Source organism: Streptomyces sp. GD-15H (assembly GCF_045291515.1).
Taxonomy (GTDB): Bacteria; Actinomycetota; Actinomycetes; order Streptomycetales; family Streptomycetaceae; genus Streptomyces.
The window spans coordinates 292,857-317,374 of sequence record NZ_CP149447.1 but is presented as its reverse complement, the minus strand read 5'-3'; the positions used below and the strand labels follow the sequence as shown (position 1 = coordinate 317,374).

The following is a 24,518-nucleotide window of genomic DNA, read 5'->3' as shown; positions in this document are numbered from 1 at the left end:
GACACGGTCCTATGTGTCACGCTCCGCCCTCGAATCCGGCCTGGGGGGCGCCTACGGGCTCCAAGAAACGGACAAACAGGGACACATTCGATTGGTGTCACGCTCACGCTCTGCCAGTTCCAGCCCATCCGGCCACCCCTCGCCGGTCAGCTCCGCCGCGCCGCCGATCCATGCCCACCGGGCCGCCCCGGCGACACGGTGGGCATTCCGGGCTGAGGTACCCGGATGGACGCGGACACCGGGCGCCTCGCACGATGCGTGACTACGTTGAGTGATGTCATATGCTCTGCCGTCACACTTTCGAGAGGTGCCGAATGCCCTTCTCCGCCCCCGGGCTGGTCGACGACCTGCCCGCCGCACTGCTCGACCGATGGAACAAGGCGATCGACGCCCAGTTCCAGCGGCTGGAGGCCCAGCAGGGCAGCAAGTACTTCACCCTCGAACCCGAGAACCCGGCCACCGCGCAGCGCGTTCCGGTCACCTGGTTCGGCAACCCGGCCGAGCCGGGGTTCTGCTTCGACAAGACCACCGCCCGCGAACTCTCCGACTGGGGAGTGCGCGGGCGGCGCGCGCTGCACAACGAGTACTGCGAGTACGCGGTGGTCACCGCCACCGACAGCGAGGGCCGGCTGCGCCCCAAGCGGGTGCAGGTCACCACCGAACTGCCCGAGTACTACCTGACGCTGGCCGAGCACGACCCCGAGCTGCTGCGCTCGATCGTGACCGGCGTGCTCGGCTCCCAGCCGCGCTGGCAGGAGCTGTACGGCCCCGCAGTCGCCGACCCCGGGCGGCTCAGCCCCACCGCGCGCCGGGTGGCGTTCGCCCGCCAGCTGACCGGCCACGGATCCCACGCGGACCTCGTCGAGGCGGGGGTCCCGCATGCCCCAGTCGGTTCCCTCAACGCGGTGAACGCGCTGTTCATGGCCCACCCCATCAACGGCCTCGACGACCTGCTGTACATCGTCATGTTCGGCGCCAGGCCCTACGCCCGGCGGACCGCCGCGGGTGCGCTGGAACCGGCCGGACGTGACCAGATCTTCAGCCAGCAACCCGGCCTCGCCGCTCTCGCCTGCCGCCACGCCGACCCCGCCGCCGCGCTGGCCGCCGCCAGTGCCGCCTTCCAGGGGCGCACCGTGTCCTTCGCGGATCCGCTGGGCATGTACATCCACCACTTCACCTCCGAGGTGTTCCTGTTCGAGGGTGCCCCGGTGCCCGACCCGTGGATCCGGCTGAGCCGGGGCACGCAGGGCCTGCACCAGCGACTGGAGTTCGGACCGCGGGATGAGGACCCGCACTTCCTGGACGAGATCACTGTGGTGGAGGGCGACACGGAGGAGCCGGTCACCGGCGGCTACCAGGTCACCCGCCAGGTGCAGGTGGGCCCGGTCGTAGCCCTGGGCCCTGCGCGGACCGTACCGCCGCAGGACTTCGTGGAGCTGCCCGACCCGGACGCTCCGATTCGTTGCCGGGACGCGAGTGTGTGCCAGGACGTGGTGGGGCCGCTTAAGGAGGCATTCGAGGCCGCGCATGGCCCCGGTACACCGGTCGCCGGCCCGCGCGGTGGGCGGTGAACAGGGGATGGGCACGGCGGTGAGCACCCTGCAGCCCGGTATCTACCATGCTCCCGGCCGCCGCCCGCCCGCCCACTTCGGGCTGGTGTTCCTGCGCGCGGACCCCGCGGCCGACGCCCGGGCCGTGGACGGCGCGCTGCGTGCGGTGACCGCCATGCTGCGCGAGCTCGCCGAGGGCCGGCTTGCCGAACTGCCCGGCCACCCCGTGGCCGCCGGCGATCTGGAGTTTCTGCTCGGCTTCGGCCCCAAGGCGTTCGAGATCCCTGGCGCCAAGGTGCCGTGCCCGGCGGGCCTCGGGCCGCGCCTGCGGTTCCGCTCGCCGCGCCCCACCGGGGGCGGGCCGCTGCTGGTCGGCGGCGGATTGCCGTACGCTCCGGACATCGTGCGCAACGACGCCACCGAGGAGTTCTGCCTTCAGTTCACCGCCCACACCCAACTCGCCGTATCACGGGCGGTCGTGGAGCTGTGGAAGCTGCTGCGCGACGGGCGGGACCCTGGCACTCGGGCGGCGGTCCTGGAGATCGCGGGCGTCCACACCGGTTTCCAGCGGGAGGACGGGCGCAGCTGGATCGGCTTCCACGACGGCGTGTCCAACCTGCGCAGCCAGGACCGGGAGGGCGTGGTCGCCATCGGGGAGGCCGACGCAGGCGAGGACGGTTGGACAGTCGGCGGCACCTACCTGGTCTTCCTAAAGCTCGCCGTGGACCTCGACCAATGGCACACACTCCCGCGCGCGGCCCAGGAGCTGCTGGTCGGCCGGGACAAGCTCACCGGAGCCCCGCTGACCGGCGTCGACGCGGCGGGTCAGCCCGTGCCGGCCGCGGGTTGCCCGGTCGCCGGAACCACCGAGGTTACCCAGCCGGGCAACGAGGAGTTCCTGCAACCGCCGCCCACCGCCGACCCGGTGGTGGCCGCCTCCCACGTCCACCGGGCCAACCTGACCGGCGCTGCGGACCCGGGGCAGCCCGGCTCACTGCGGGTCTTCCGGCAGGGCTACGAGTTCTTCGAGCCGGTAGCCCTTGCCCCCGGCTTCCGGGTGGGCCTCAACTTCGTCAGTTTCCAGGACGGCCCCGACCGGGTGCTGCGCGTCCTCACCCAACGCGGCTGGCTGGGCGGCGTCAACTTCGGCGGACTGGCCGGCCCCGGCACACCGGCCGACCGACTGTTGTCCGTCCGGGCCGGCGGCACCTACCTGGCGCCGCCGGTACGCGACGCGGCTCCCTACCCGGGGGCCGAGGTCTTCGGCTGAACCCCGCCTACACCGAACAACGCACGCGGCCCTGGCCCGTTTCTCCACGCTCCCGCCACCTCCGTCGCCCTGCTCGCCACCCCGACGGCGGAACACGCGTTGAGCGTGTGACAGGGCTCCCCCGGCGACTGAGACGTCAAGCTGGTTGCGCCTGCCGCTCAGCCCTCTCTGGGATCAGCAGGGTCCGGGAATGCACCACTGGTCGACCCGGACGTACGCTCGCCGATCCACGACAGCCCGCCGCGTGTACCGTCCCGTCGCCCGCGGCTGTGCACTCGGGCAGGCCGTCGTAGCGCTTCCGGAAACGGGCGGGTCATCTGCCCGGTCACCGTGCCGGCGGGAGACCTGTCGCTCCCGGCGACAAGGCCGCCTCGGGCGAGGGCCCGTTCGAGTGCGGCCAGCCCGGGACCATCTGGTGCTTGCCCTCGCCCCGGCCGAAGGTATAGCGGAGGGACCGGTCAGGGCAGGTGTTGGCGTCTGGCCGCAGTCAGGACGAGACGTCCGCGGCAGCACGATCTGGCCGTCCGCCGCTCTCGGTAGCGGTATCCCCCGCCAGCACGACGCAGCCGGGCGACGTCGAGCCGTCCGTTGTTGAGGCCGGCGTAGAGGCCCCGTGCCCGCGGCGGTGTTCCGGCGCAAGCGCCAGGTCCTCCTGACCACCGCAGGGGCGCCGCCGCGTCAGACCAATCAGCGCCGCAAGCAGCGGTGTCGTCCAAGCTCCGAGCACCGTCACAAACCCGCGCGTCGGCGTTCCGACCGGTCCCCTTTCCATCCTTTCCTTCGGCCGAAAGCCACGAGAGGGAAGAATCAAAAGGTCTTCAAATGCCATCGAAGAAACTCAGAAGCCATCCGCTTACCGATCAACGGGCTGGTCTGGTCGAACGAGGGTCTTGATCGGGTGATCGCGGTGGGGTCGGCGCATGAAGGCAGGGCCTCTTGGTAGCTCGGGGTTGTCGAAGCCAACGAGCACCAGGAGGCCCTGTTGCCGCAGCCTTTCGCGCTCGCGCCGGTGGAGTCCAACGCGCCGTCTCCGTCGTGTGACTGCCTCGCGCACAGGTTCGGCAACGCGGCGGACGGGCCGGACCGTGCGCGGTGTTACGGCTCGGACCTGACGGACGCGGAGGGGCAGGTCATCCGGCCGTTGCTGCCCGTTCCGGCGTGGTTTCGGGGGCGGGGAGGCCGGCCGGAGGGCTATTGCCACCGCGTGATGCCGGACGCAGTGCGCTACGTGGTCGACAACGGCGTCAAGTGGGCCAACCTGCCTGCGGATTTCCCGCCGTACCGGCGGGTGCACGCCTTCGCCCGCCGCTGGCAGGTGACGGGCCTGCTCGCCGAGTTCCACGACCGGCTGCGCGACCGCGTGCGGGAGAAGGCGGGCCGCGCGGTGGACCCGACCGCCGCGATCGTGGACTCGCAGTCGGTGCGGGCAGCGGCGAACATCCCGCGCTCAACATCCGGCTGGGACGGCGGGAAGAAGGTGGGCGGCCGCAAGCGGCACCTGGTGGTGGACTGCCTCGGCCTGGTCCTGGCTGTCGCGGTGACCGCGGCGAATGTGCAGGACCGCGACGCCGCCGTCCCCCTGCTCGCAAGACTGCGCGAGATGTACTTCTCCATCCGCCTGGTGTGGGCGGACGGCGGCTATGCCGGGCGGCTGATCGACTGGGCGGCCGAGAAGTGCCGGCTCACCCTGGAGATCGTCAAGCGCTCCGACGACATGGCGGGGTTCGTGGTGCTCCCCAGGCGCTGGGTGGTCGAGATCTGTCAAGCACAGCGCACTCATGGAGTCTGTTGCTCTGCCGTCTCGGCGGTCTCGGTCCAGATGCGGCGGCTGTACCAGCCGGGCGGACGGGTGCGGCGTTCGCGGAGTTCGGCGAGTTCTCGCTGGTCGGCGTGGGCGATGAGCCGGTGGGGCCAGCAGCTTTCCCGGCGGGTGGTGATCCAGCCGCGGTTGATCCAGGCATAGAGAGTGGAGGTGGTCATGTCCAGCTCGGCGGCCAGGTGCCCCAGCCACCACTCGTTGGGGCCGGGCTCCTCGCCGGGTGGTGCGGGGCGGTGCCGGTGGACGCGGCCTGCGGGACAGGCCAGGCGGCGCATGAGGTCGCGGACGGTGGCTGCGGAGATCCGTTTGCCGCCCTTCGCGGGCCGGAAGCCCTCGGCTTCCAGGCGGTCGGCGATTCCGCTGGCTCCTATGCCCTGGCCTGCGAGTTCGCGGATCCGATCGGTCAGTTGCGGGTAGCAGCTGAGCTGTTCCAACCGCTGGACCGGGCGGATGACCTCTCCCGCCGTCGTGGTCCCGCCGGCCCAGACGATGGTGACCTTCACCCGCTCGCTGGTGCCGAGCACGGTGACGACGACCTTGTCGACGACCGCGCGGACGATCTCCTTGCGGTCCGCCCTTGTGGTGCTGCGCGCGCGCCACAAACCCTCGATGTCGCCGGCCAGGGCCGTGATGGTCTGCCGCTCGGCCAAAGTGAGGATGCGCGGACTGCTGCGGGTGAAGCGGTCGTACTCCTCGCAAAGCCGCTGCTGGGCGGCGAGTGCGTCCTCCCACTCCTTCTCCAGCTGGCGCACGACCAGGCGGTTCTCCGGTTCGGCGAGGTGGTGGCTGCGGCGGGCCCGGTCGGCGTCCTGCGCGGCGCGTTCCAACCGCCTCGACCACAGCCGTTCCAGCTCGGCCCGCTCGGCCAGGACCTGGTCGGCCGCGCGCAGGGACACCTCGACGGCGGCGGGCGTCAGTGCCGCGAGGACCTGCTGCTCGACGAAGGCGTCCACGCAGGCGGAGTTGAGCAGCTGGCAGCTCTTGTGCGCGCCGTAGTTGGTCATGTCCCGGGCGCACACGTACTCGGGCAGTGCCTTGCTGTGCTGGGTGTGGTAGCGCACGCTCATGCGCCGGTTGCAGCGTCCGCAGTGCACCAGCCCGGCCGTGAGCGCCCGGCCGCCTCGCACCGCGCCCATGGCTTCGGCGCGGGCGCGGTTGGCCGCCAGTTTCGCCTCGTTCGCCTCGAACCGGGCGACGGTGATGTAGGCGGGCAGGGCATTCGGGATCATCACATGCCATCCGTCCCGGGAGCGGACGACCCGTCCGGTGCTCGGCCGGGCCGGGTCCTGGCGGCGCGGGTCGACCCGGCGCCGCCCGTAGGCGTAGATGCCGGCATAGGCGGGATTGTGCAGCAGGGTCTGCAGTGTCATCCGGTTCGGCCTTCGCCACTCCAGGGTGCCCTTGTCCGGCCCCTCCCGCAGCCGGATGCCCAACTGGATGTCGTGGTCCACGAGATAGCGCAGCACGCCGTGCAAGGTGCCGAGCCGCTCGAACTGCGCGAAGATCAGGCGGATCACGGTCTGCACCTGTTCGTCCGGGTCCAGGGCGGCCTCCCCGGACGGGCGGCGGACATAGCCGCTGGGCAGGGGGAAGGTCAGCTCGCCGCGGCGGGCCTTGTTCAGGCGCCCGCTCCACATCCGTTGCTTGATCAGGTGCAGTTCGGCCTCGCTCATCGTGCCCTTGAGCCCCAGCAGCAGCCGGTCGTTGTACTCGGCCGGGTCGTAGACCCCGTCGGGGTCCGCCAGTACCGCACCCGACAGGGCGCACAGCTCGATCAGCTGGTACCAGTCCTTGCCGGAGCGGGCCAGGCGGGACATCTCGATGCCCAGCACGAGACCGACGTGGTCCAGCCCGATCTCGGTGACCAGACGCTGGAAGCCGGTGCGGGCGACCGCACTCGATGCCGACCTGCCCAGGTCCTCGTCGATCACCAGGATCCGGTCCGCCGGCCAGCCGAGCGCGACCGCCCGGTCCGCCAGGGCGTACTGCAACCGGGTCGACTCCTGGTGGTCGACGAGCTGCCGGCGGGTGGACTGGCGGACATAGACCACCGCGAGCCGCTGCAGGTGACGGTCGTCGATCTTGCTGCCGGGCCGCTCCCACGGCATCACCGAGGTCATCGTCGGTCCCGCTCACTTGCCATTGCTGCAACCGGCAACGCGCGGCTCGCCAGCCGCACCAACTGCCCCACCACCGCCCGTCGGTTCACCTCCGGCAGTGCTGCCCACACCTGCCCGTCCGGCACCGCCGGAATCGTTCTCTGGGGCCGACGTCACTGTCGTCGCGCATGGCGACTCATCTCCCTCGTCACGGTCCTGCAGCCGCTTGGCCACCGCGGCCAGCCGCAGCAGGCCCTCACGACCGATTATCGGCGCCCGCTCACTGTCCAGACCGTCCATATGTGCAGTGTGACTGGGCGATGGAGAGAACGCTGAGCTGGCTGATGCGTTCGCGTCGTCTGGTGCGTGACCACGAGACGCTGCCCGTCCTGCACGAGGCCATGGTGCTGTGGTCCATGACCATGCTCATGAGCGGCCGTCTGGCCGGGCGCCGACCGGCTGCCTTCAGCCGGTCGGCATCCCGAGCGCGGTGAACACCCCCGGCCGCACCTGCACGGCCCATCCCCGCTCCACCAGGCGTTTCTGGGGGTTGGCCCCTCCGGGGACTTCGGCCGCGGCCCCTCGACCTTCGCCGGCACCGCCTGAAGCCCCGGGGCCGCAGCCAGCTGCTGGCAGCGCATGCCCTCGCGGCCCGCTTCCGACTCCAGCACCGACACAATCCGCTGGTAGTCCGGCGCCAGGACCGACACCGTCATGCCTTCGGTCCGGTGCGGCACCACCGACCCCGCCACCGCCTTCCGCACCGGTTCCGCCACCGCGGCAGATGGCTCGGCCAGTACCTCGGCCACCGTCACACGGGCATCCACCAGCCGCTGCAGCGCACATTCCGCCTCGCCGAGCGCGGCCTGCATCCGCTCGGCCTCCTCCCGCAGCCGCGCTGCCTCTTCCCGGACCTTCTTCTCCCGGGCCTCCAGCAGACCGAGAACCGACGGCATGAGCAACCTCCACCAGCGACACGAGCGGACCAAACGCCCCATCTCTCCCGCCGCAGGCGCGAGTTCATGCCCACCCCAGCCGAACCAATGGATCACGTTCGGAAAGCGGATGCCTTCTGAGGCGCCTACGGACATCAGGCAAGCAGAAGGCATCGGCGCAAGGCTTACGTTCCCTTGGTGGCTGGTCTTCCGGCCCGGCGGGTGCTCTTCGGTTTCGAGGTCGGGTTGTGGGCCCAGCGGCCGGGCTGCACCGTGTTGCGTCTGGCCCGGGTTCTCAGCACCGGCCATCGGTTCGGCTTCTTGATCGCACGCGGGCAGTCCCGGTTGCCGCGGGCCGGGAGGAGACGAATGCGTGCTTCGCGCCCGGCCTCGGTGTAAGAACGGCTGAGTTTTGAGCTGCCCCGAGTTTTGTGGAGTCCGCGATCGTGTGATCAAGCGGTCTGCGGGGCTTCCCCTGGTGGCGCCCAGTACGCCTGTTCGTACTCGTCGGGCGGGACGTAGCCCAGGGCAGAGTGGAGTCGTTCACCGTTGTACCACGCGACCCACTGGAAGACGGCCCGCTCGACCTCGTCGAAGCCCCGCCACGGCCCCTGATGCTCGATCAATTCGGCCTTGAATGTGCCGTTCAGGGCCTCGGCCATCGCGTTATCGTACGAGTCCGCGACGGAGCCGACCGACGCCGAGGCGCCGACCTCGGCAAGACGCTCCGTATACCGAATAGATACGTATTGCGACCCGCGGTCGCTGTGATGGATGAGGCCGGCGTCCTTCTTGATCTTCTGCCGCCACAGCGCCATCTCCAGCGCGTCCAGCGGCAGGTCCGTACGCATGTGATTCGCGACCTGCCAGCCCACGATCCGACGGGAGTACACGTCCAGGACGAAGGCGACGTAGACCCAGCCCGACCAGGTGCGGATGTAGGTCAGATCGCAACGCCGGTAAGTTAACCGCCCTTTCGAGGGATTGACGGCACGAAGGAGCCCCGGCAGGACTGGGTTTCGACCAAGAAGACCGCGTCCGTGCCGAGGCTCCCGTGTCTGCTCATCCTGCCACCGTTCCCGCTGCCCGAGAGAGGCTGAAGCCATCGGGTCCCCCTCATCCCTTGGACGATCTCGGTCTGGGAGCCCTGCCGCAGCTGCTGTCTCCCGCCCTCGTGGATCAGGTCATCGCCGACTGCGGACGCCGGGAACAGCGGGTGCGTGCTCTGCCGGCCCGCGTGACCTTGTACTTCGTCCTCGCTCTGTGGCTGTGCCCGGCCGCCGGCTACCCCGAGGTGCTGCGGATGCTGTTCCAGCAGCTCAAGGAGCAGTTACGGGCCGGGATACTGCACATCCCTTCCACCGCGGCCGTGGTCCAGGCCCGCCGTCGGCTCGGCCCGGCCCCGCTCAGGGCCCTGTTCCGGCACCTGCGCGGCCCGCACAGTGACCCCGGCGCCCCGGGCATGTCGGCCTTCGGATGCGACCTGGCTCTGCTGAAGGTCTCGGTGGACGGCACCCGCCTGGACGTGGCGGACACCCCGGCCAACCGCAAGGCGTTCGGTGATCCGCCGCGCGGCCGCTTCGGCTCCGGCCGCTATCCGCAGATCCGGGTCCTCACGCTGATCGCCAGCGGGACACGGACCGTGCTCGAGGCGGTGTGGGGGCCGTGGTCGGTCGGCGAACTGCCGCTGCTGGACAAGCTCATGCAGACCGGGGCCGTGCGCCGGGGCATGCTGGTGCTGGCCGACCGGTATTTCACCGGCTTTCCCCAGGTGTCGCAGATCGTCCGCACCGGCGCGCACCTGATCTTCCGCACTCCCTCCCGGCGCAAGCTGCCGGTGCTCACCGAGCTTGCGGACGGCTCCTACCTGTCGGTGCTGCCCGGCCCGGTCTACTCGGTCAAGGGCGACTGGCGCCGCAGTGCCCGTGAGCGCGGACGCAGGCTGGGGCTGCGGGCCCGCCAGGCCCAGGGCATCCGGATCCGCGTCATCGAGGCCGAGGTCACCGTCATTCCCGAACACGGTGAGCCCCGCACCGAGCCCTACCGGCTGATCACCACCCTGCTCGATCCCGGGCAGGCCCCCGCCGAGCAGATTGTCCGGCTCTATGCGGAACGCTGGGAGGCCGAGATCGCCTTCGCCGACCTGAAAACGTACCTCCGCAGCCACCAGAAGGTCCTGCGCTCGAAGGACCCCCAAGGGGTGGCCCAGGAACTGTATGCGCTGCTCATCGTCTACCAGCTGGTGCAGATCACCCGCGCCAGGGCGGCGCAGGGCGCTGTCACGTTGACTGACCGGGTGGGATGATCTTCTGGTTGGTCATGCCGGGAAGGGATCGTCCGTGGACAGCGCGCCACCGTCGTACAAGGGGCACCGGTACCCGGTGGAGATCATCTCCCACTGCGTGTGGCTGTACTTCCGCTTCCCGCTGTCGTTCCGGGAGGTCGAAGAGCTGATGCTCGAGCGCGGTGTGACCGTCTCCCACGAGACGGTCCGCCGCTGGTGCGCCAAGTTCGGGCAGGCCTACGCCAACGGCCTCCGCCGCCGGCGGCCCCGGCCCGGGGACAAGTGGCACCTGGACGAGGTCTTCATCAAGATCAATGGCGAGTTGAAGTACCTGTGGCGGGCGGTCGACGCCGACGGCGCCGTGCTGGACATCCTCGTCCAGAACCGAAGGGACACCGCTGCGGCCAGACGCTTCTTCCGCACACTGCTCAAGACGACCCGTACGGTGCCGCGGGTGGTGGTCACCGACAAACTGCGCTCCTACGGCGCGGCCCACCGCGAGGTCATGCCTTCGGTCGAGCACCGCTCCCACCAGGGCCTGAACAACCGGGCCGAGAACAGCCACCAGCCCACCCGGCAGCGCGAACGCGCCATGAAGGGCTTCCGTTCCGTCGGCGGGGCCCAGCGGTTCCTGTCCGCGTTCAGCGGCATCTCGCCCCACTTCCGGCCCCGCCGCCACCGGATGACCGCCTCCGACCACCGCGCCGAGATGACCATCCGCTTCGCGATCTGGGACCAGATCACTGGTGCTGCCGCCATGTCCACCGCGGCCTGACCCGAAACTACCATCCGGCCCCACCACACCCTGACACCCCATCAGCCGACCACACCCCACCAACGTGACAACGCCCGGTTCAGTACCAGAAGGCCTTGACGACGGTGTGCCCCGTGGGGACGGTCCGGGTGTAGAAGGCCTGCAGGTCCGTGTGGTGGGTGAGGAACCAGCCCTTGACCTCAGCCTCGTCGAAGGCGGAGAAGGGAGGCAGGACCTTCGGCCGGGCCGCGTCCCAAAGATCGTCGAAGGAGACCGCAGCCAGGAAGTCCGCTACCTCGCGCACCTGGGCGGGGCGGAGTATCAGAAACGGCGGCTGGTCGTAGGTGGCGTGGTGCACAGGGCTGCCCCCGAAGACCGGGAGTTCCCAGTCAGGAGAGCCCCGCAGGGTGTACACCGCTTTGTAGACCTCATGGAGGGCGGGAAAGTGGTACTCCACGACTTCGGCGATTCCGGCCCGGCGCTCGGCCTGGAAGCGGTCGAAGTCCCCGGCGGCCCCCATGAACTCCTCCAGCCAAGCCCAGTCCTCTCGGATCTCGGACTCCGGCATGGCGCGCAGCTGCATCTCGATGCTCATGTCGCGCATTCTGGCCGAGGCAACCGACAACGCTGAGTCGGTCGGTCGACATCAACGGCTGACACCAACAGGTGCGGGCAGCGCCGACCAACGCCGAATCACAACGGACGATCAGCCAAGGACGCCGGCCGGTCGGCCGACGTTGCCGATGCCCCGTGATCGACCTGATAAGGATGAGGCCAGATCTCAAACTCATGAGACTCCGCCGACCTCGGTTACTGTTTGGGGGCCCGAGGGCCGGGCGTAGTGACCGGGGGGGCGCCGCCGTGTCGATACGCGAGAACTTCGCCAAGCTCTTCAAGACCACGACCAAGACTCCTGACAGCGACCCGCTCGCGGTAGATCGCCCGTGCCAATGCTCGCCGGAGTGGCCAGGCTTGGAGACGACGGCGAACGGGCACATGCTCCCGGCTCGGCCCTCCAGCCACTACAGCGTTCTCACAAACCCCGAGGTCGGTCCGTTCGTCGCACGCTGCACCAGTTGTCACGCTCGGTATCCCCACCCTTGGGTGATCCCGCAGGGCGCGCCGATGCCTTTCGACTGGGCTCGCGAGGCTCCGCCGACCGCGTAAGCGCCGAGCAGGCTCAGTATGGGGAAGAGGGGGCGCACTCGCAGCCGGGAAGGCCGGGGGAAGGCCACGTGTGCCCCATGCGTGCCCGATCGGACGGCCATAGGCGGGGAACAGCGGGGAACGTCGGCGAGTCGCCCGGAGACTCGCAGGTCAGCATCTTGCCAGGTCAGCCCGATTCCAGTTACGCGATCTTCCAAACTGGGGCCGTCTCGGGAACCTTGATGCTAGTCCTGAGAGGCATCCACAGTGAAGATCCACCAACTTCGAATCCGCAGGTCGTCGGGGCTGGTGTGAGTCAGCGATCTTGTACTCGTGCTGGTCGTGGGCGGTTGCCTGTCCCCAAGATCGTCTGTCAGGAGGCGACTTCGGTTCGGGTCAGCACGAGCAGGGCCCGCAGCAGCGTGGTCGCGTAGCGGGGCGAGATGCGCAGTTTGGTGAGGATGCGCCAGTTCTTGAGGTGGGCGAAGGCGTGTTCGCAGACCGCGCGGACGGACGCGATCAGCTTGTTGACCTGCTTCTTCGCCGAGGTGAGGGGCTTGGTGCGGGCGGCCTTGTAACCGGTGACGACCACCGGGTCGTCCGGATCGTCGTCCAGGCCGACGAAGCCGAGGTCGCCGATTACGCCGAGCTCGGTGGCCCGCAGGCGCTCGACGAGCTTGTTGTAGCGGGCCGTGGTGATCTCCGAGGAGCGTCCCGGGCGGGCCGCGGACAGCCACAGCAGACGCCCCCGATCGTCGGTGAGCGCGAGGAAGAGCAGCCCGTGGGTCTTGTGTTTCCCGCTGTGTGCGCCGTGAGGCGCTTGTTGTTCGAGTGGAGGTGAAAGACCGCCGCCGCCGTCCTGTCGCAGCAGGACGGTTGAAGCTGAGGGCAGCCTGACCCGGGAGGTGCCGGGGAGGGCGGGAAGCAGCCCTGACAAAGCCGGGACGTGCCAGTACTGCCAGATGGGGCGGGTTCGGCAAGCGAGACGGAGAGGAGTACGCGAGGAACCGGCGTCTACGCCTCCTTAAGGCACGCCAGCTCGAACCTGGTGGATGAGGGCTGGATGCGGTGCGTCCCCGCTGGATATTCGGCCGGCGGGGAACTTTCCGCGCGGTCTACTTCGGTCGCGCGGGGAGGCCACGGTGAAGTGCTGCGGGGTAGCCGTGGCGAGGCCGCGGGGGCATAGCCGGGCTCCTACTCCGACGATCGAACAACGAGCGAACACGGGAACCGTCCCGGTCCCGCCCTCCTGCCGCGTGTCCAGCACGGCGGGAGGGCTGGGTCCACCGTCGGCCGACCGGGCCGGGGCGGGGCGGAGCCACCGTAGTACTCCGAGCCGGGGAGAGCCTGGCACATGGGGAAGGGCGGCAGCGGTTTCGAGAAGGGAAGGAGGCTGCAATGCCGAAAGACGCGCTGCTGAACAGCAGTGCTCCTGAGGCCCCGCGGGGGTCTCACCAGCGGGTATCGGGGATGCAGGCCAAGCTTCACCGTTGGGCGGCGGCCGACCGTGGCCGCAGGTTCGACGATCTGTTCAACCTCGTATGCGATCCGGCGACGCTGCTCGTGGCGTTCGAACGGGTCGCGGGCAACAAGGGAGCCCGAACGCCGGGCGCGGACGGCCTCACCGTCGTCAACGTCGAGCAGGAACTCGGCCTCCCGGGCTACCTGGAGGACCTGCGACGCGTACTGAAGACGGGTGAATTCCGCCCGTTGCCGGTACGCGAACGCAAGATCCCCAAGCCCGGCGGGAGCGGAAAGGTGCGCAGGCTCGGCATCCCGACCGTCTCCGACCGGGTGGTCCAGGCGGCCCTCAAGCTGGTGCTGGAACCGATCTTCGAGGCCGACTTCCTGCCGGTCTCCTACGGCTTCCGGCCCCTGCGGCGCGCACACGACGCGATCGCCGAGATCCACCGCTACGGCACCCACGGCTATCGCTGGGTGCTGGACGCGGACATCGAGGCGTGCTTCGACTCCATCGACCACACGGCCCTGATGGACCGGGTGCGCGCAAGGGTCAAGGACAAGCGCGTGCTGCGGCTGGTCAAGGCGTTCCTCAAGGCCGGTGTCCTGACTGAGGGCGGCGGTCGCGAGGAGACCTTCACCGGCACCCCGCAGGGCGGCATCCTCTCCCCGCTGCTGGCGAACATCGCCCTGTCCGCGCTCGACGAGCACGTGATGGAGCCGTGGGAGCCGGGCGGGCGGATGTCCACCAGAGGCAGGCGGGCACACCATCGCCACCACGGCCGCGCGAACTGGCGCATCGTCCGCTACGCGGACGACTTCGTCGTCCTGGTCGACGGCAGTCGTGACGACGTCGCCCGCCTGCGCGAGGACATCGCCGACGTACTGCACCCTCTCGGGCTGCGGCTGTCACCGGCCAAGACCCAGATCGTGCACATGTCGGACGGGTTCGACTTCCTGGGGTTCCACATCCAGTGGCGCCGCAAGCGAGGCTCGAACAAGTGGTACGTCTACACCTTCATCGCCGACCGGCCCATCCGGCAGCTGAAGGACAAGATCCGTGCCCTGACGAACAGAACGTCGCAGCAGGACCCGGGGACCGTGCTGAAGAGGATCAACTCGATTCTGCGCGGCTGGGTCAACTACTTCAAGCACGCGGTATGCAAGACCACGCTGAAAGCCCTGGACCACTTCGTATGGCGACGGGTGACCAGCTGGTGGATGGTGCTGCATCGCTGGAGGTGGAAGGACGTCCGCCGACGCTTCACCGACCGCAACGGCCGGTGGCACAAGCTCTCGGCGGACGGGATCGAACTGTTCCCCATGGTCTCGATCGCGGTCACCCGCTATCGCTACCGGGGCAACACAATCCCCAACCCCTGGACCCTCAACCACGCCTGAACGACAGAGACCGTGGAGAGCCCGGTGCGGTGAGAGCCGCACGCCGGGTTCGGCGAGCGGCACGGAGAAACGGACCGATGGCAACATCGGCACCGCGCTCCGTGCCGACTCAACAGTTGCGGCGGTTGTCCAATCCGGTGCGGCGCCGGGTGCGGATCAAGGTGCCGTCCAGCAGTACGACGTGGCCACCCTTCCGGGCGACCTTTTTCAGCGCGCGCTCCAGGCGCTCGGCCCGCGCGGCAAGCAAGTTGATCACTTCCAGCACCCAGCGCCGCACCGTGGTCGCGGAGACGCCGTTGCCGCCCGCCATGTTGGCAAGCCGCTGGTCATGGCGGAGAACGGCGAGGACGATCGCTGCGATCTTCCCGGGCGGCAGCTTGCGCCACCGCGAGCCGATCTTCTTCAGATGCCCGCGCAGCAGGTCGCCGAGGTGGGCCAGGGTGGCCGTGGACAGGGTCAGGCTTGACTGGTAGACAACCGTCTCAGTGCCCCTGGCGGAGCTGGTCTTGTTTCGCATACGACATCAACTGCCGCCGGGGGCACGGATGTTACGGGCCCCTCGCGCGGCGTCGCCGCTCACGCTCACTCACAGCGTGGTGGTGAACTTCCCGTCGGCGAGCTTGCGCAGCCAACCCCGTTCGGCGAGCCGATTCAGCTTCGCCCGCATCGCCTCCGAGCGGGCCGGCTCCAAAGAGATGCCCAGCTCGGTGCAGACCTGCTTGACCATGACCGGACCGTCGGCCCGCCGCACCACGTCCATGATCCGCTGGTAGTCCGCGGGCAGGACCGTCTCGTCCATGCCCCGCTCACGTTGCGGCACTGCCAGCACCACACGGCCCGCGACCTGCCCGGCGGACGGCGTCACCGCCGACCCGGCTTCGGCGCGCACCTGCTCGGCCAGCCGGCGTGCGACCCGCTCGGCAACAGCGAGTTCCTCCAGCTCGTCGCGGACCTCCTGCAGCTGCAGGCTCAACTTCTCTGCCTGCACCTCCAGTTCGGCCCGGCGGGCCGTGATCAGTTCACGAAGGTCCGGTTCCGCATCCTGGGCCACCTGACGTACCTCCCGCCCGGATCGTACGGAGATCCGCCTCACGCCCGCCGGGGAATCCACAGATCCGTGATCGCCGGCACGGCAGACGATCTTGAGCTCCGACAAGCACCCCCGACCAGCACGAGAACGAGATCAACGACTCACACCAGTCCCAGTGACCTGCGAAAACGAAGTTGGCGAAGGTTCAGTGGGCCGCAGGCCACCTGTCCGCGTACTCGTCCAGACGCCATTCGCCAGCAACGCCAGGCCGACGAGGACCATCAGACATCCGGAAAGGCCGGCCAACCCCGCTATGGATGTCTCTCCATCCGGATCGCCAACGCCACCGGGGGTCGGCTCGGTGCTGAGCCAGTTCACCGCTGCCTGCGCCTGGATCACAACCAGAACACCCAAGGCCATGAGCAGGGAGCCCATGGAAAAGTCGTAAGGTCGAATCGACCTCCCTTTCCGTGGCCGCGCCCAGACGACCCCGCCCACCAGTGAGACCGGGACCGTGAGGAGCTGACCGACAAGCAACCCCATCAGCATGGCGAGACGCAGGTGGTCGAGTCCCTCACCTCTGGGGTCGAAGATCAGGGCTCCTGCACCCCCGGCAAGAAAGCCGATCGCCACCGCACGGATCAATGTCACGTCGGACAGGATGCCGGAGGAGACGCCCCGTTGGGGACACAGGCAGGAAGTCGACTGCACAGCGGGACTTCCCGTACAGCAGAGAAGTGCAGCAACCACAGCGATCACAGCCGACCGTCGCCGCCTTCAACACCCACATGATCGGCCGAGCAGACCACAACGACTGTCGCGCCCGCAGTTCGCATCGAGGGGCATACCACGACACCTCCGCCCGGGCCGTCTCTGGGCCGTGCGCAACGACGACCAACGCTGACAACCACCGACAGCTAAGTCGCAGGTCGCAGCGTTGATCGATTGCACGGCCGCAGGTCAAAGACCCGGCCCTTCACTTCTTCGGCGACTGACCTCGTCTCTGCCCGACCCTTGACTCGCTCTTCGAGACTCCGCCGGCCTTGAGCGCAGTCACGTTGCACCCTCACGGACCCGGACCTCGCGTTGAACGGTCCAGGGTCACTCGGACCTTGAGACCTTGCCACCGAGCCCTGTCTCGTTGCCGTCGGCATCGTGGTAGACGTACTTCCACACATCGTCGTGCTTCTCAACGCCTACCGGCTGCAGCCTTCGCTCGGCGATCTTCGCCACCTCGGATTCGAGATCATCCACCCAGATCATGCTCACAGCGCCGCCGGCACGCTCGGCGTCCTCGATGATGTACACATACCGATCCTCAGCCAGCTGCCACACCGCTTCGACGTCATTCGGGTAGAAGGCCGGCTCCGAGCCGAACAGCTGCTTGTACCACTCCAGCGCACTCCTGTAGTTCCTCACCGCGATACCAGCGAAGATTCCTACCGCCACGACTGCCTCCTTGCCCCATGAGGTCGAACCTCGGATACGTCACTGTTCCTGTTCGAAGGCAGACTCGATCGGTCGGCAGGAATCATCGGGGCGTTGTCAAGTTGAGGGAGCGTCGGGCGGCGTGACCTGTAGCGGGGCGTGGCTGGGCGGGATGTCCGTGCTGGTTCAGGCCTGCGCGGACACGCCGGTGACCTGGTTCCACACGGTGAAGCGCTCGGTCATCTCCTGTCGGTAGTCACGGGCGGTGAGCAGGTGGCGGCGTGGTCGGAAGTGCGGGGAGATGGAGCTGAAAGCTCCCAGGAACCGCTGGGCTGAGGCGGCGGATCGGAAGCCCTTCATCGTCCGTTCGCGTTCCCTCGTCGGCTGGTGGGAGTTCTCTGCCCGGTTGTTCAGCCCCTTATGAGAGCGGTGCTCCACCGAGGGCATGGTCTCGCGCAGAGCCGCCCCGTAGGAACGGAGCTTGTCGGTGATCACCACCCGCGGCACCGAGGCGGTCTCCTTGCGGAGCTTCCTGAAGAAACGCCTGGCCGCGGCCTTGTCCCGCCGATTCTGGACCAGGATGTCCAGGACGCCTCCGTCCTGGTCGACGGCCCGCCACAGGTACTTCAGCTCGCCGTTGACCTTGATGAAGACCTCATCCAGATGCCACTTGTCACCCGGTCGCGGGCCACGCCGCCGCAGCGCGGCCGCGTAGTCGGGGCCGAACGTCATGGACCACTGGCGGATGGTCCCGTACGTGATCTCGACACCCCGCTCCAGCATCAGCTCCTGGACGTCGCGCAGGCTCAGGGTGAACCGGTGATACAGCCACACACAGTGACCGATAACCTCCGGCGGATAACGGTAACCCCGGTACGAGGGTGCCTGCACCGAGTCCACGACCTGCCCTCTCACCAGTGACGATCCACTCGATGATCATGCCAATCAGGAACGCTGCCGGACAACCTGACAACGCCCAGATTCGCCATAAACACCAGGGCAGGGACCCGACATGGCGAACTCCCAGCCGACCGCGGTGCAGGCCCGCTCAGTCACGCTGAACGCCGCTGCGGTCCGCTTGTCGGGGTCTGTACGGTCAACGGTGCGGACATCGTCCACCCGGGCACGACCGTCGGCAAGCCCGTACAAAGTAGTCAGGGCGCATGAGAGATCAGGGGGTGTCGGTACTGTCACCGGGCGGTATACGCGCAGGTGGCGTACTGACACGAAGGTGAGAGATCGCACCCATGCCCGCCGGGGGGGTTCGGTACGCCGGTACCTCTTTGTGCGTGTCAGCCGTACCGAGGGGTCGGATTCTGCGGGCTGGGGAGGCCGCGTCAACCCGCGTCATCTTTTGCGCGGTACGTTGGCGCGGTGTGGGTGCGGTGGCGGCCAAGGGGAGTGGGGACATGAGGAGTTGGGGGCGGGTCTGGCTGCTGGTGACGGTGTGGGTGTCCGTGGTGGTGTGTCTGGCCGGGCTGGGGTGGATGGTGTGGGCGCTGGGCCAGGTGAAGTTGGCGGACGCGGACACCGCCGGGGTGCTGTCCTTCGCCCCGGGGCTGATCGGCATGGTGGCCGGCGGATGGAGTCTGTGGGCGACGTTGCGGGCGCTGCGGGAGCAGCGCACCGCCGAGGTGATCGCCAAAGACCTGGCCCGCGAGGTTGTCCGGCGTGAGGGGAAGGAGCTGGAGCGGCTGCTGGGCGGTGGCCGGGAGGCGCTGAGCGGGCGGTTGGACCTGCCGTTCACCGCGACGGCGTGGGGGGCCGAGGGAGCCGCACCGGCGGGGACGCTCTCGCAGATCACCGTCTTCTACCGGGGGCTGGAGCCGGGGCGGCTGGTGATCACCGGCACGCTGGACGGCGGAGCGGGCAGTGATGCGGGAGCGGGCAAGACGGTCTTGGCGCTGGAACTGCTGTTGGGCCTGGCCCGGGACCGGGCGGAAGGCGAGCCGGTGCCGGTGCGGCTGTCCGCGGCGGCCTGGCCGGGCGGCCCGCTCCGCGACTGGCTGACCGCCCACCTGGCCGAGACCTATCGGCTCGGCCGGCGCGAGGCGGCCGGGGTGGTCGACGCCCGCCTGGTGCTGCCGGTCCTCGACGGCCTGGACGAGATGGACCCCGGTCTGCCCGGCTACACCTCCCGCGCGGCCGGCCTGCTGCGGGCCGTGGACGACTACCAGGTCGGCGGTGAGCATCATCCGGTGGTGCTCACCTGCCGCCGCGGCCACTACCAGGCGCTGGAGGCGGCCGAGGCGCAACCGCATGCCGTGGTCCATGTCTCCCTGGCCCGGGTCGGCCCCGGGACCGCCCGCGCCTATCTGCAGCGGCGGGTGGCCGCCCACCCGGCCGGGCGGGCCCGCTGGCAGCCGGTCCTGGAGGCCCTGGCACTGGCCGCGGGCGCGAGCGTCCCGGCCGACGCCCGGGCGCTCGCTCTGGCCCTGAACACCCCCTGGCGGCTGACCCTGGCCGCCGTCGTCTTCCAAGAACGCGACCCGAACGGCGCCTACCGGCGCGACCCCGCCGGCTTGCTCCCCCTCGCCCGCACCGGGCGACTGCACCGGTACCTGCTCGACCACTTCGTCCCCGCGGCCCTGCACGCCGACACCGGTACGGACACCGGCGGCCCGCAGAACCACCGGCGCCGGCGCGCACAGCCCCCGGACCCGGCCACGGCCTGGCGCGCCCTGGCCCTGCTGGCCTCCTACCTGCACGCCAATACCGCCGGGCGTACCCTGGCCGGCCGCTCCCTGCCCACCAGCGACCTGGTGCTGCACGAACTGTGGCCCCTGGCCGGCCCCGGACGGGTGCGCTGGACCGAGCGGGCCCTGGTCGCAGCGGTCTTCCTCACGGCCGGGGCGGCGATGCTGTGGTTTTTCTCAGCCGGAGCCGGAGCCGGTTTCTTCAGCACGTGGCATCTGATTTGGGCCGCACCGCTGACGGTGGGCGGTGTGTTCGCGGCGTGGGGGCGGTCCTGGCCCGAGCCGCGTCGCGTGAACCTGGAGCTGCTGCGTACGCCAGCCGGCTGGGGCTACCTCGCCGCATGGCTTGCGTTCGGGCTCGTGGTCGGGCTCGTATTCGGGCTCGTATTCGGGCTCGTATTCGGGCTCGTATTCGGCGGGCTCGGGCTCGCGGTCGGGTTCGAGGTCGGGCTCGTATGCGGGCTCGCGGTCGGGCTCGTGGGCGGGTTCGCGGGCAGGCTGTTTTTGGAAGCCGAGAAATCAATCGCTGATCCGCTGGCCTTGATCCGAAAAGACCTCACCGCATGGCTTGCCGTCTGGCTTGCGGTCTGGCTCGTGTTCGGGCTCGTATTCGGCAGGCTCGTGTTCGGGCTCGTGTTCGGGTTCGGGGGCGGGCTCGTGTTCGGGCTCACGTTCGGGTTCGGAGGCCGAGCTGTCCTGCGGTATGTGAGCTTGCTGTTGTGCACCCGTGGCCGTCTCCCGTGGCGGCTGGGCAGGTTCCTCCACGCCTGCTACAGCCTGGGCATCCTGCGGATCTCCGGTACCGCCTACCAGTTCCGCCACCGCGAACTGCAAGACCACCTCGCCACCTATCCCCAACCACCCCATCTCTGATCATCAGCGAGCCTGCCCCCGGGCTGTAGACACCAGGGAATCCCACCCACTTCCGGGAATTCGCCTTCTGGTCTACCTGGTGTTCCTTGATTCGCCGCCGAGGATTCTTTCCCCCTGCCCTCTTCGCGTTCTGCGCATCCTCGTCGAGCCGAGGCAGTTCGGCGCGGCGCGAAACTGCTCGACGAACCGATGTGAGGAAACCGAGATGACCGAAGGATCGGACCTGCGCACGTATGCGCACCGGGTCCCCTATGCCGATCCGGGAGCGCCGGACCACCGCAGCCCGGCACGCTATCTGTGGTGGCTGGTCAAGATGCAACGCAAGCGGGTCGTCCTCGGGGCCCTGTGGGGCAGTTCATGGATGTGCGCGCTCATGCTGTCGCCGTACCTCATGTCCAAGGCGATCGACAGCGGTCTTAAGGCGGGAGACCGGGGGCAGTTGGTCCTCTGGGTCTCGGTCATCCTTGCGGTCGGTGCGGTCGTCGCGGTCCTTGGCATCCTGCGCCACCGCACCATGACCCTCATCCGGGTCGATGCGGCGTACCGCACGGTGCAGGTCGTCGTCCGGCACATCACTCATCTGGGTGCGGCTCTGACCAGCAAGGTGTCGGCGGGTGAGCTGACCCATCTGCAAGCGGGGGACATCGGCCGGATCGCCCAGACCCTGACCATCGCGGGGCCCGGTGTGGGCGCGGTCATCGCCTACGCCACGACCGCCGTGCTGCTGTTCAACATCTCCGCTCTGCTGGCGCTCGTGGTCCTGCTGGGAGTCCCGCTGCTGGCGGTGACCATCGGCCCGCTGCTGGAGAAGCTGCACGGCGCCGAGGGGGCCTACCGGGAGAAGCAGGGCGAGCTCACCGCCCAGGCGGTGGACGTGGTCACCGGGCTGAGCGTGCTGAACGGCATCGGCGGGAAGCCGATGTTCGCCCGCCGCTACCGGGAGCGGTCCCAGGCCCTCCTGTCCGACGGCTACCGCGTCGCCTCCCTCACCAGCTGGGTGCAGTCCCTCGGAGCCTGTCTGCCGGTGCTCTTCCTCGCCCTGGTCACCTGGATCGCCGCGCGGATGGCCGCCGGCGGCACCATCACGGTCGGTGAACTGGTGGCCGTCTACGGATACGTTGCCACGCTCCTGGTGCCCGTGACGTTCTTCATCGAAGGTGCCGACGACCTCCCGCGCGGGCTCGTCTCCGCGCGCAGGGTGACCAACATCCTGGCGATGACGCCCGATGTCGAGGACAGCAAGACGCTGGTGCCCGCGCCGAGCGGCTCCGCCGAGCTGCACGACCCGGTCTCCGGACTGGTTCTTCCCGCGGGCCGGATGACGGCTCTGGTGAGCGCCCGTTTCGACGAGGCGCGTGCGGTGGTCGAACGGCTGGGCCGCTACACGGACTCCGACGCCACCTGGGGCGGCATCCCGTTGGCCGACATGGAGCTCGCCGAGGTGCGCCGCCACATCCTCTTCGCCGACAACGACACGTACCTCTTCGGCGGTTCGGTCCGCGCTGCCGTCTCCGTACGGGAATCCCATTCCGACGAGGACATCGAGCGGGCGGTACGGGCCGCCGTGGCCGAGGACATCATCGAGTCACTGCCGAACGGGCTCGAATCCCGCCTGGACAACCGGGCCCTCAACGTGTCCGGTGGCCAGCGGCAGCGGCTGAGGCTCGTGCGGGCGCTGCTCGCCGACCCCGAGGTCCTGCTCCTTGTCGAGCCGACCTCGGCCCTGGACGCCCACACCGAGGCCACCGTCGCATCGCGTGTCAAGGCCGCCCGCGAGGGACGCACCACCCTCGTCGTCAGTACGTCCCCGCTGCTGCTCGGCCACGCGAGCCAGGTGTCCTACCTGGTGAACGGCCGGGTCGTCGCGGTCGGCACACACGGGGAACTGCTCGCGCAGCAGCCCGACTACCGGGCCCTGGTGTTCCGCGGCGCCGACGAAAACGAACCGTCCGTCCAAGCGGCCGGTACCCAGGAAGGAATCAGCCGATGAGCGGCTCGGAAGAGGTACTGCGGCTCCCGGTCGCCGACGGCCCGGCCGTGCGCCGGGCCAGCTGGGGGCTGCTCAAGGACGACAGCCCGGCCATGGTCAAGATCATCATCCTGACCTGTCTGGCCTCGCTGGCGGGCCTCGCGAGCCCGTGGCTGCTGGGAAAGATCGTCACCAGGGTCGAGCAAGAAGACATCACGACTTCCCAGGTCGACCAATTGGCCATGGCCGTACTTGCCTTCGCCGTGGCCCAGCTGGTGCTGACCCGCTACGCCCGCTGCCACTCCCACCGGTTCGGCGAGCGCGCGCTTGCCCGGCTGCGCGAGGAAGTCGTCGACCGGACCCTCGCCCTGCCGGCCCAGGTGGTCGAACAGGTCGGCACCGGCGATCTGGTGACCCGCTCGTCCGTGGACGTCGGCACCGTGGCCTCGACGCTGCGGAACGCGGCGCCGGACGTGTTCATCGCCATGGTGCAGGTGCTGTTCATCTTCGTCGCGGTCTTCGTGCTGCATCCCCTGCTGGGGCTGTGCGCGCTCGTGGGCCTGCCGTTCGTCTGGTGGGTCAGCCGCTGGTACCTCGCCAGGGCCAGGGACGCCTATCTCGCCGAGGGCGCGGCCGCGTCCGACGTCGCCGAGGCGCTGAACGCCACGGCACAGGGTGCCCGCACCATCGAGGCGTTCGGCCTGCGCAAGAGCCGGGTGCTGCACACGGACAAGACCATTGACACGACGTACCGCGCGGGTCGGCGCACCCTGTTCCTGCGCACCGTGCTGTTCCCCGTCACCGGATTCGCGCACTCGCTGCCCATGGCGCTGGTCCTCCTGGTGGGAGGGCTCGCCTACCTCGACGGTGCGGTCAGCCTGGGCTTGGTGGTGTCGGGCAGCCTCTACATGTGGCAGCTGGTCGACCCGCTCGACCGCGCGCTCACCTGGGTGGAGCAACTCCAGCGCAGCGGGGCGTCCTTCGCCCGGATCAAGGGCGTCGGCCTAGTCACCGACGAGACCGCGCCCGACACCCGGCAGCCCGCCGACGACCGCATCGAGGTTTCCGGAGTGCGTTACGCGTACTCCGGTACGCACGACGTGCTGGACGACGTCGATCTGACGGTGCAGCCCGGTGAGCGGCTGGCAGTGGTCGGCGCTTCGGGCGCAGGCAAGTCCACCCTCGGCAAGCTGATGTCCGGTGTGGGGGCTCCGCGCATGGGGTCGATCAAGGTGGGCGGCGTATCGGTCGCGGCCCTGGCCGCAGCGGGCGCACTGGGCAACCGCATCATCCTGATCACCCAGGAGCACCACGTGTTCCTGGGGACCCTCCGGGAGAACCTCGCGATGGCGGCGCCGGACGCCGCCGACGGTGCCATGCTCGCCGCGCTCGCCATGGTTGAGGCCGACTGGGCCCAGGAGCTGGAGGACGGGCTCGACACTCGCCTCGGCGCCGGCGGCGTTCAGCTCGACGCCGCCCAGGCCCAGCAACTCACCCTCGCCCGGGTGGAGCTGGCCGACCCCCACACGCTGATTCTCGACGAGGCGACCGCGCTGCTGGACCCCACGACGGCACGGCACGCCGAACGTGCGATGGCTGCCGTGCGCGCCGATCGCACAGTGATCGCCATCGCGCACCGTCTGCAGACCGCGCACGACGCCGACCGGGTCGCCGTCATGGAGGACGGCCGCATCGTCGAGCTCGGCACCCACGACGAACTGGTCGCCGCGGAAGGGCCGTACGCGGCGCTCTGGCGGTCCTGGAACGGCCAAGACTGAACCGCTCCGGATTCGATAGGGACTC

17 protein-coding genes and 2 pseudogenes are annotated in these 24,518 nt (G+C 69.3%); 10 read left to right on the top strand and 9 right to left on the bottom strand.

All coding sequences use genetic code 11. The features are described 5' to 3' along the window. Window positions 1-314: 314 nt before the first annotated feature. The 3 genes from WJ438_RS01610 (at window position 315) to WJ438_RS01600 (ending at window position 4,783) form a co-directional block, all read left to right on the top strand. Complete coding sequence (locus WJ438_RS01610; protein ID WP_406723631.1) at window positions 315-1,571, top strand: hypothetical protein; 1,257 nt, start codon at window positions 315-317, stop codon at window positions 1,569-1,571. A 19-nt stretch (window positions 1,572-1,590) separates the two neighbouring features. Then, a complete protein-coding gene (locus tag WJ438_RS01605; protein ID WP_406723630.1) occupies window positions 1,591-2,820 on the top strand; it encodes a Dyp-type peroxidase in 1,230 nt (409 codons plus the stop codon). Between the two features lie 982 nt (window positions 2,821-3,802). After that, window positions 3,803-4,783 (top strand): IS5 family transposase, encoded by a 981-nt coding sequence (locus WJ438_RS01600; protein ID WP_406723629.1) that lies wholly within the window; start codon window positions 3,803-3,805, stop codon window positions 4,781-4,783. A gap of 794 nt (window positions 4,784-5,577) precedes the next feature. Here the strand turns inward: WJ438_RS01600 and WJ438_RS01595 are convergent. Beyond that, window positions 5,578-6,747, bottom strand: a pseudogene (locus tag WJ438_RS01595) (recombinase family protein); the annotation flags it as partial. Window positions 6,748-7,058: 311 nt separating this feature from the next. Here WJ438_RS01595 and WJ438_RS01590 point away from each other — a divergent pair. Continuing rightward, window positions 7,059-7,232 (top strand): hypothetical protein, encoded by a 174-nt coding sequence (locus WJ438_RS01590; protein WP_406723628.1) that lies wholly within the window; start codon window positions 7,059-7,061, stop codon window positions 7,230-7,232. 893 nt (window positions 7,233-8,125) lie between these two features. Here WJ438_RS01590 and WJ438_RS01585 read toward each other — a convergent pair. After that, window positions 8,126-8,623, bottom strand: a pseudogene (locus WJ438_RS01585) (IS3 family transposase); the annotation flags it as partial. 173 nt (window positions 8,624-8,796) lie between these two features. Here WJ438_RS01585 and WJ438_RS01580 point away from each other — a divergent pair. Continuing rightward, window positions 8,797-9,978, top strand: coding sequence for an IS4 family transposase (locus WJ438_RS01580; RefSeq protein ID WP_406723627.1), 1,182 nt, complete (start codon window positions 8,797-8,799; stop codon window positions 9,976-9,978). A gap of 34 nt (window positions 9,979-10,012) precedes the next feature. Next, window positions 10,013-10,732 (top strand): IS6 family transposase, encoded by a 720-nt coding sequence (locus tag WJ438_RS01575; RefSeq protein ID WP_406723626.1) that lies wholly within the window; start codon window positions 10,013-10,015, stop codon window positions 10,730-10,732. A gap of 79 nt (window positions 10,733-10,811) precedes the next feature. On the opposite strand, the gene WJ438_RS01570 is transcribed toward WJ438_RS01575, so the two are convergent. Further along, a complete protein-coding gene (locus tag WJ438_RS01570; protein ID WP_406723625.1) occupies window positions 10,812-11,306 on the bottom strand; it encodes a DUF1877 family protein in 495 nt (164 codons plus the stop codon). A 924-nt stretch (window positions 11,307-12,230) separates the two neighbouring features. Beyond that, complete coding sequence (locus tag WJ438_RS01565; RefSeq protein WP_406723624.1) at window positions 12,231-12,794, bottom strand: transposase family protein; 564 nt, start codon at window positions 12,792-12,794, stop codon at window positions 12,231-12,233. Between the two features lie 461 nt (window positions 12,795-13,255). On the opposite strand from WJ438_RS01565, the gene ltrA reads away from it, so the two are divergent. Next, window positions 13,256-14,719, top strand: coding sequence for a group II intron reverse transcriptase/maturase (gene ltrA, locus WJ438_RS01560; protein ID WP_406723623.1), 1,464 nt, complete (start codon window positions 13,256-13,258; stop codon window positions 14,717-14,719). A gap of 109 nt (window positions 14,720-14,828) precedes the next feature. Here ltrA and WJ438_RS01555 read toward each other — a convergent pair whose 3' ends face one another. The 5 genes from WJ438_RS01555 to WJ438_RS01535 form a co-directional block, all read right to left on the bottom strand. Continuing rightward, the gene (locus WJ438_RS01555) at window positions 14,829-15,236 is read right to left on the bottom strand and encodes a hypothetical protein (RefSeq protein WP_406723622.1); all 408 of its coding nucleotides are present in this window, start codon (window positions 15,234-15,236) and stop codon (window positions 14,829-14,831) included. 69 nt (window positions 15,237-15,305) lie between these two features. Further along, entirely contained in the window at window positions 15,306-15,770 is a 465-nt protein-coding gene (locus WJ438_RS01550) for a hypothetical protein (RefSeq protein ID WP_406723621.1), read from the bottom strand. 132 nt (window positions 15,771-15,902) lie between these two features. Next, window positions 15,903-16,400, bottom strand: a complete 498-nt coding sequence (locus tag WJ438_RS01545) for a hypothetical protein (protein WP_406723620.1) — start codon at window positions 16,398-16,400, stop codon at window positions 15,903-15,905. A 450-nt stretch (window positions 16,401-16,850) separates the two neighbouring features. Next, window positions 16,851-17,198, bottom strand: coding sequence for a VOC family protein (locus WJ438_RS01540; protein ID WP_406723619.1), 348 nt, complete (start codon window positions 17,196-17,198; stop codon window positions 16,851-16,853). A gap of 165 nt (window positions 17,199-17,363) precedes the next feature. Then, window positions 17,364-18,077 carry an IS6 family transposase gene (locus tag WJ438_RS01535; protein ID WP_406729555.1) on the bottom strand — a complete coding sequence of 238 codons (714 nt, stop codon included), beginning with the start codon at window positions 18,075-18,077 and terminating at the stop codon, window positions 17,364-17,366. A gap of 509 nt (window positions 18,078-18,586) precedes the next feature. Between WJ438_RS01535 and WJ438_RS01530 the strand changes: the two genes are divergently transcribed. From WJ438_RS01530 to WJ438_RS01520, 3 genes are all read left to right on the top strand, one after another. Next, window positions 18,587-20,746, top strand: coding sequence for a hypothetical protein (locus tag WJ438_RS01530; RefSeq protein WP_406723618.1), 2,160 nt, complete (start codon window positions 18,587-18,589; stop codon window positions 20,744-20,746). 205 nt (window positions 20,747-20,951) lie between these two features. Further along, window positions 20,952-22,736, top strand: coding sequence for an ABC transporter ATP-binding protein (locus WJ438_RS01525; RefSeq protein ID WP_406723617.1), 1,785 nt, complete (start codon window positions 20,952-20,954; stop codon window positions 22,734-22,736). Next, window positions 22,733-24,493, top strand: coding sequence for an ABC transporter ATP-binding protein (locus tag WJ438_RS01520; protein ID WP_406723616.1), 1,761 nt, complete (start codon window positions 22,733-22,735; stop codon window positions 24,491-24,493). The genes WJ438_RS01525 and WJ438_RS01520 overlap by 4 nt, the downstream gene beginning before the upstream one ends. Window positions 24,494-24,518: the final 25 nt, after the last annotated feature.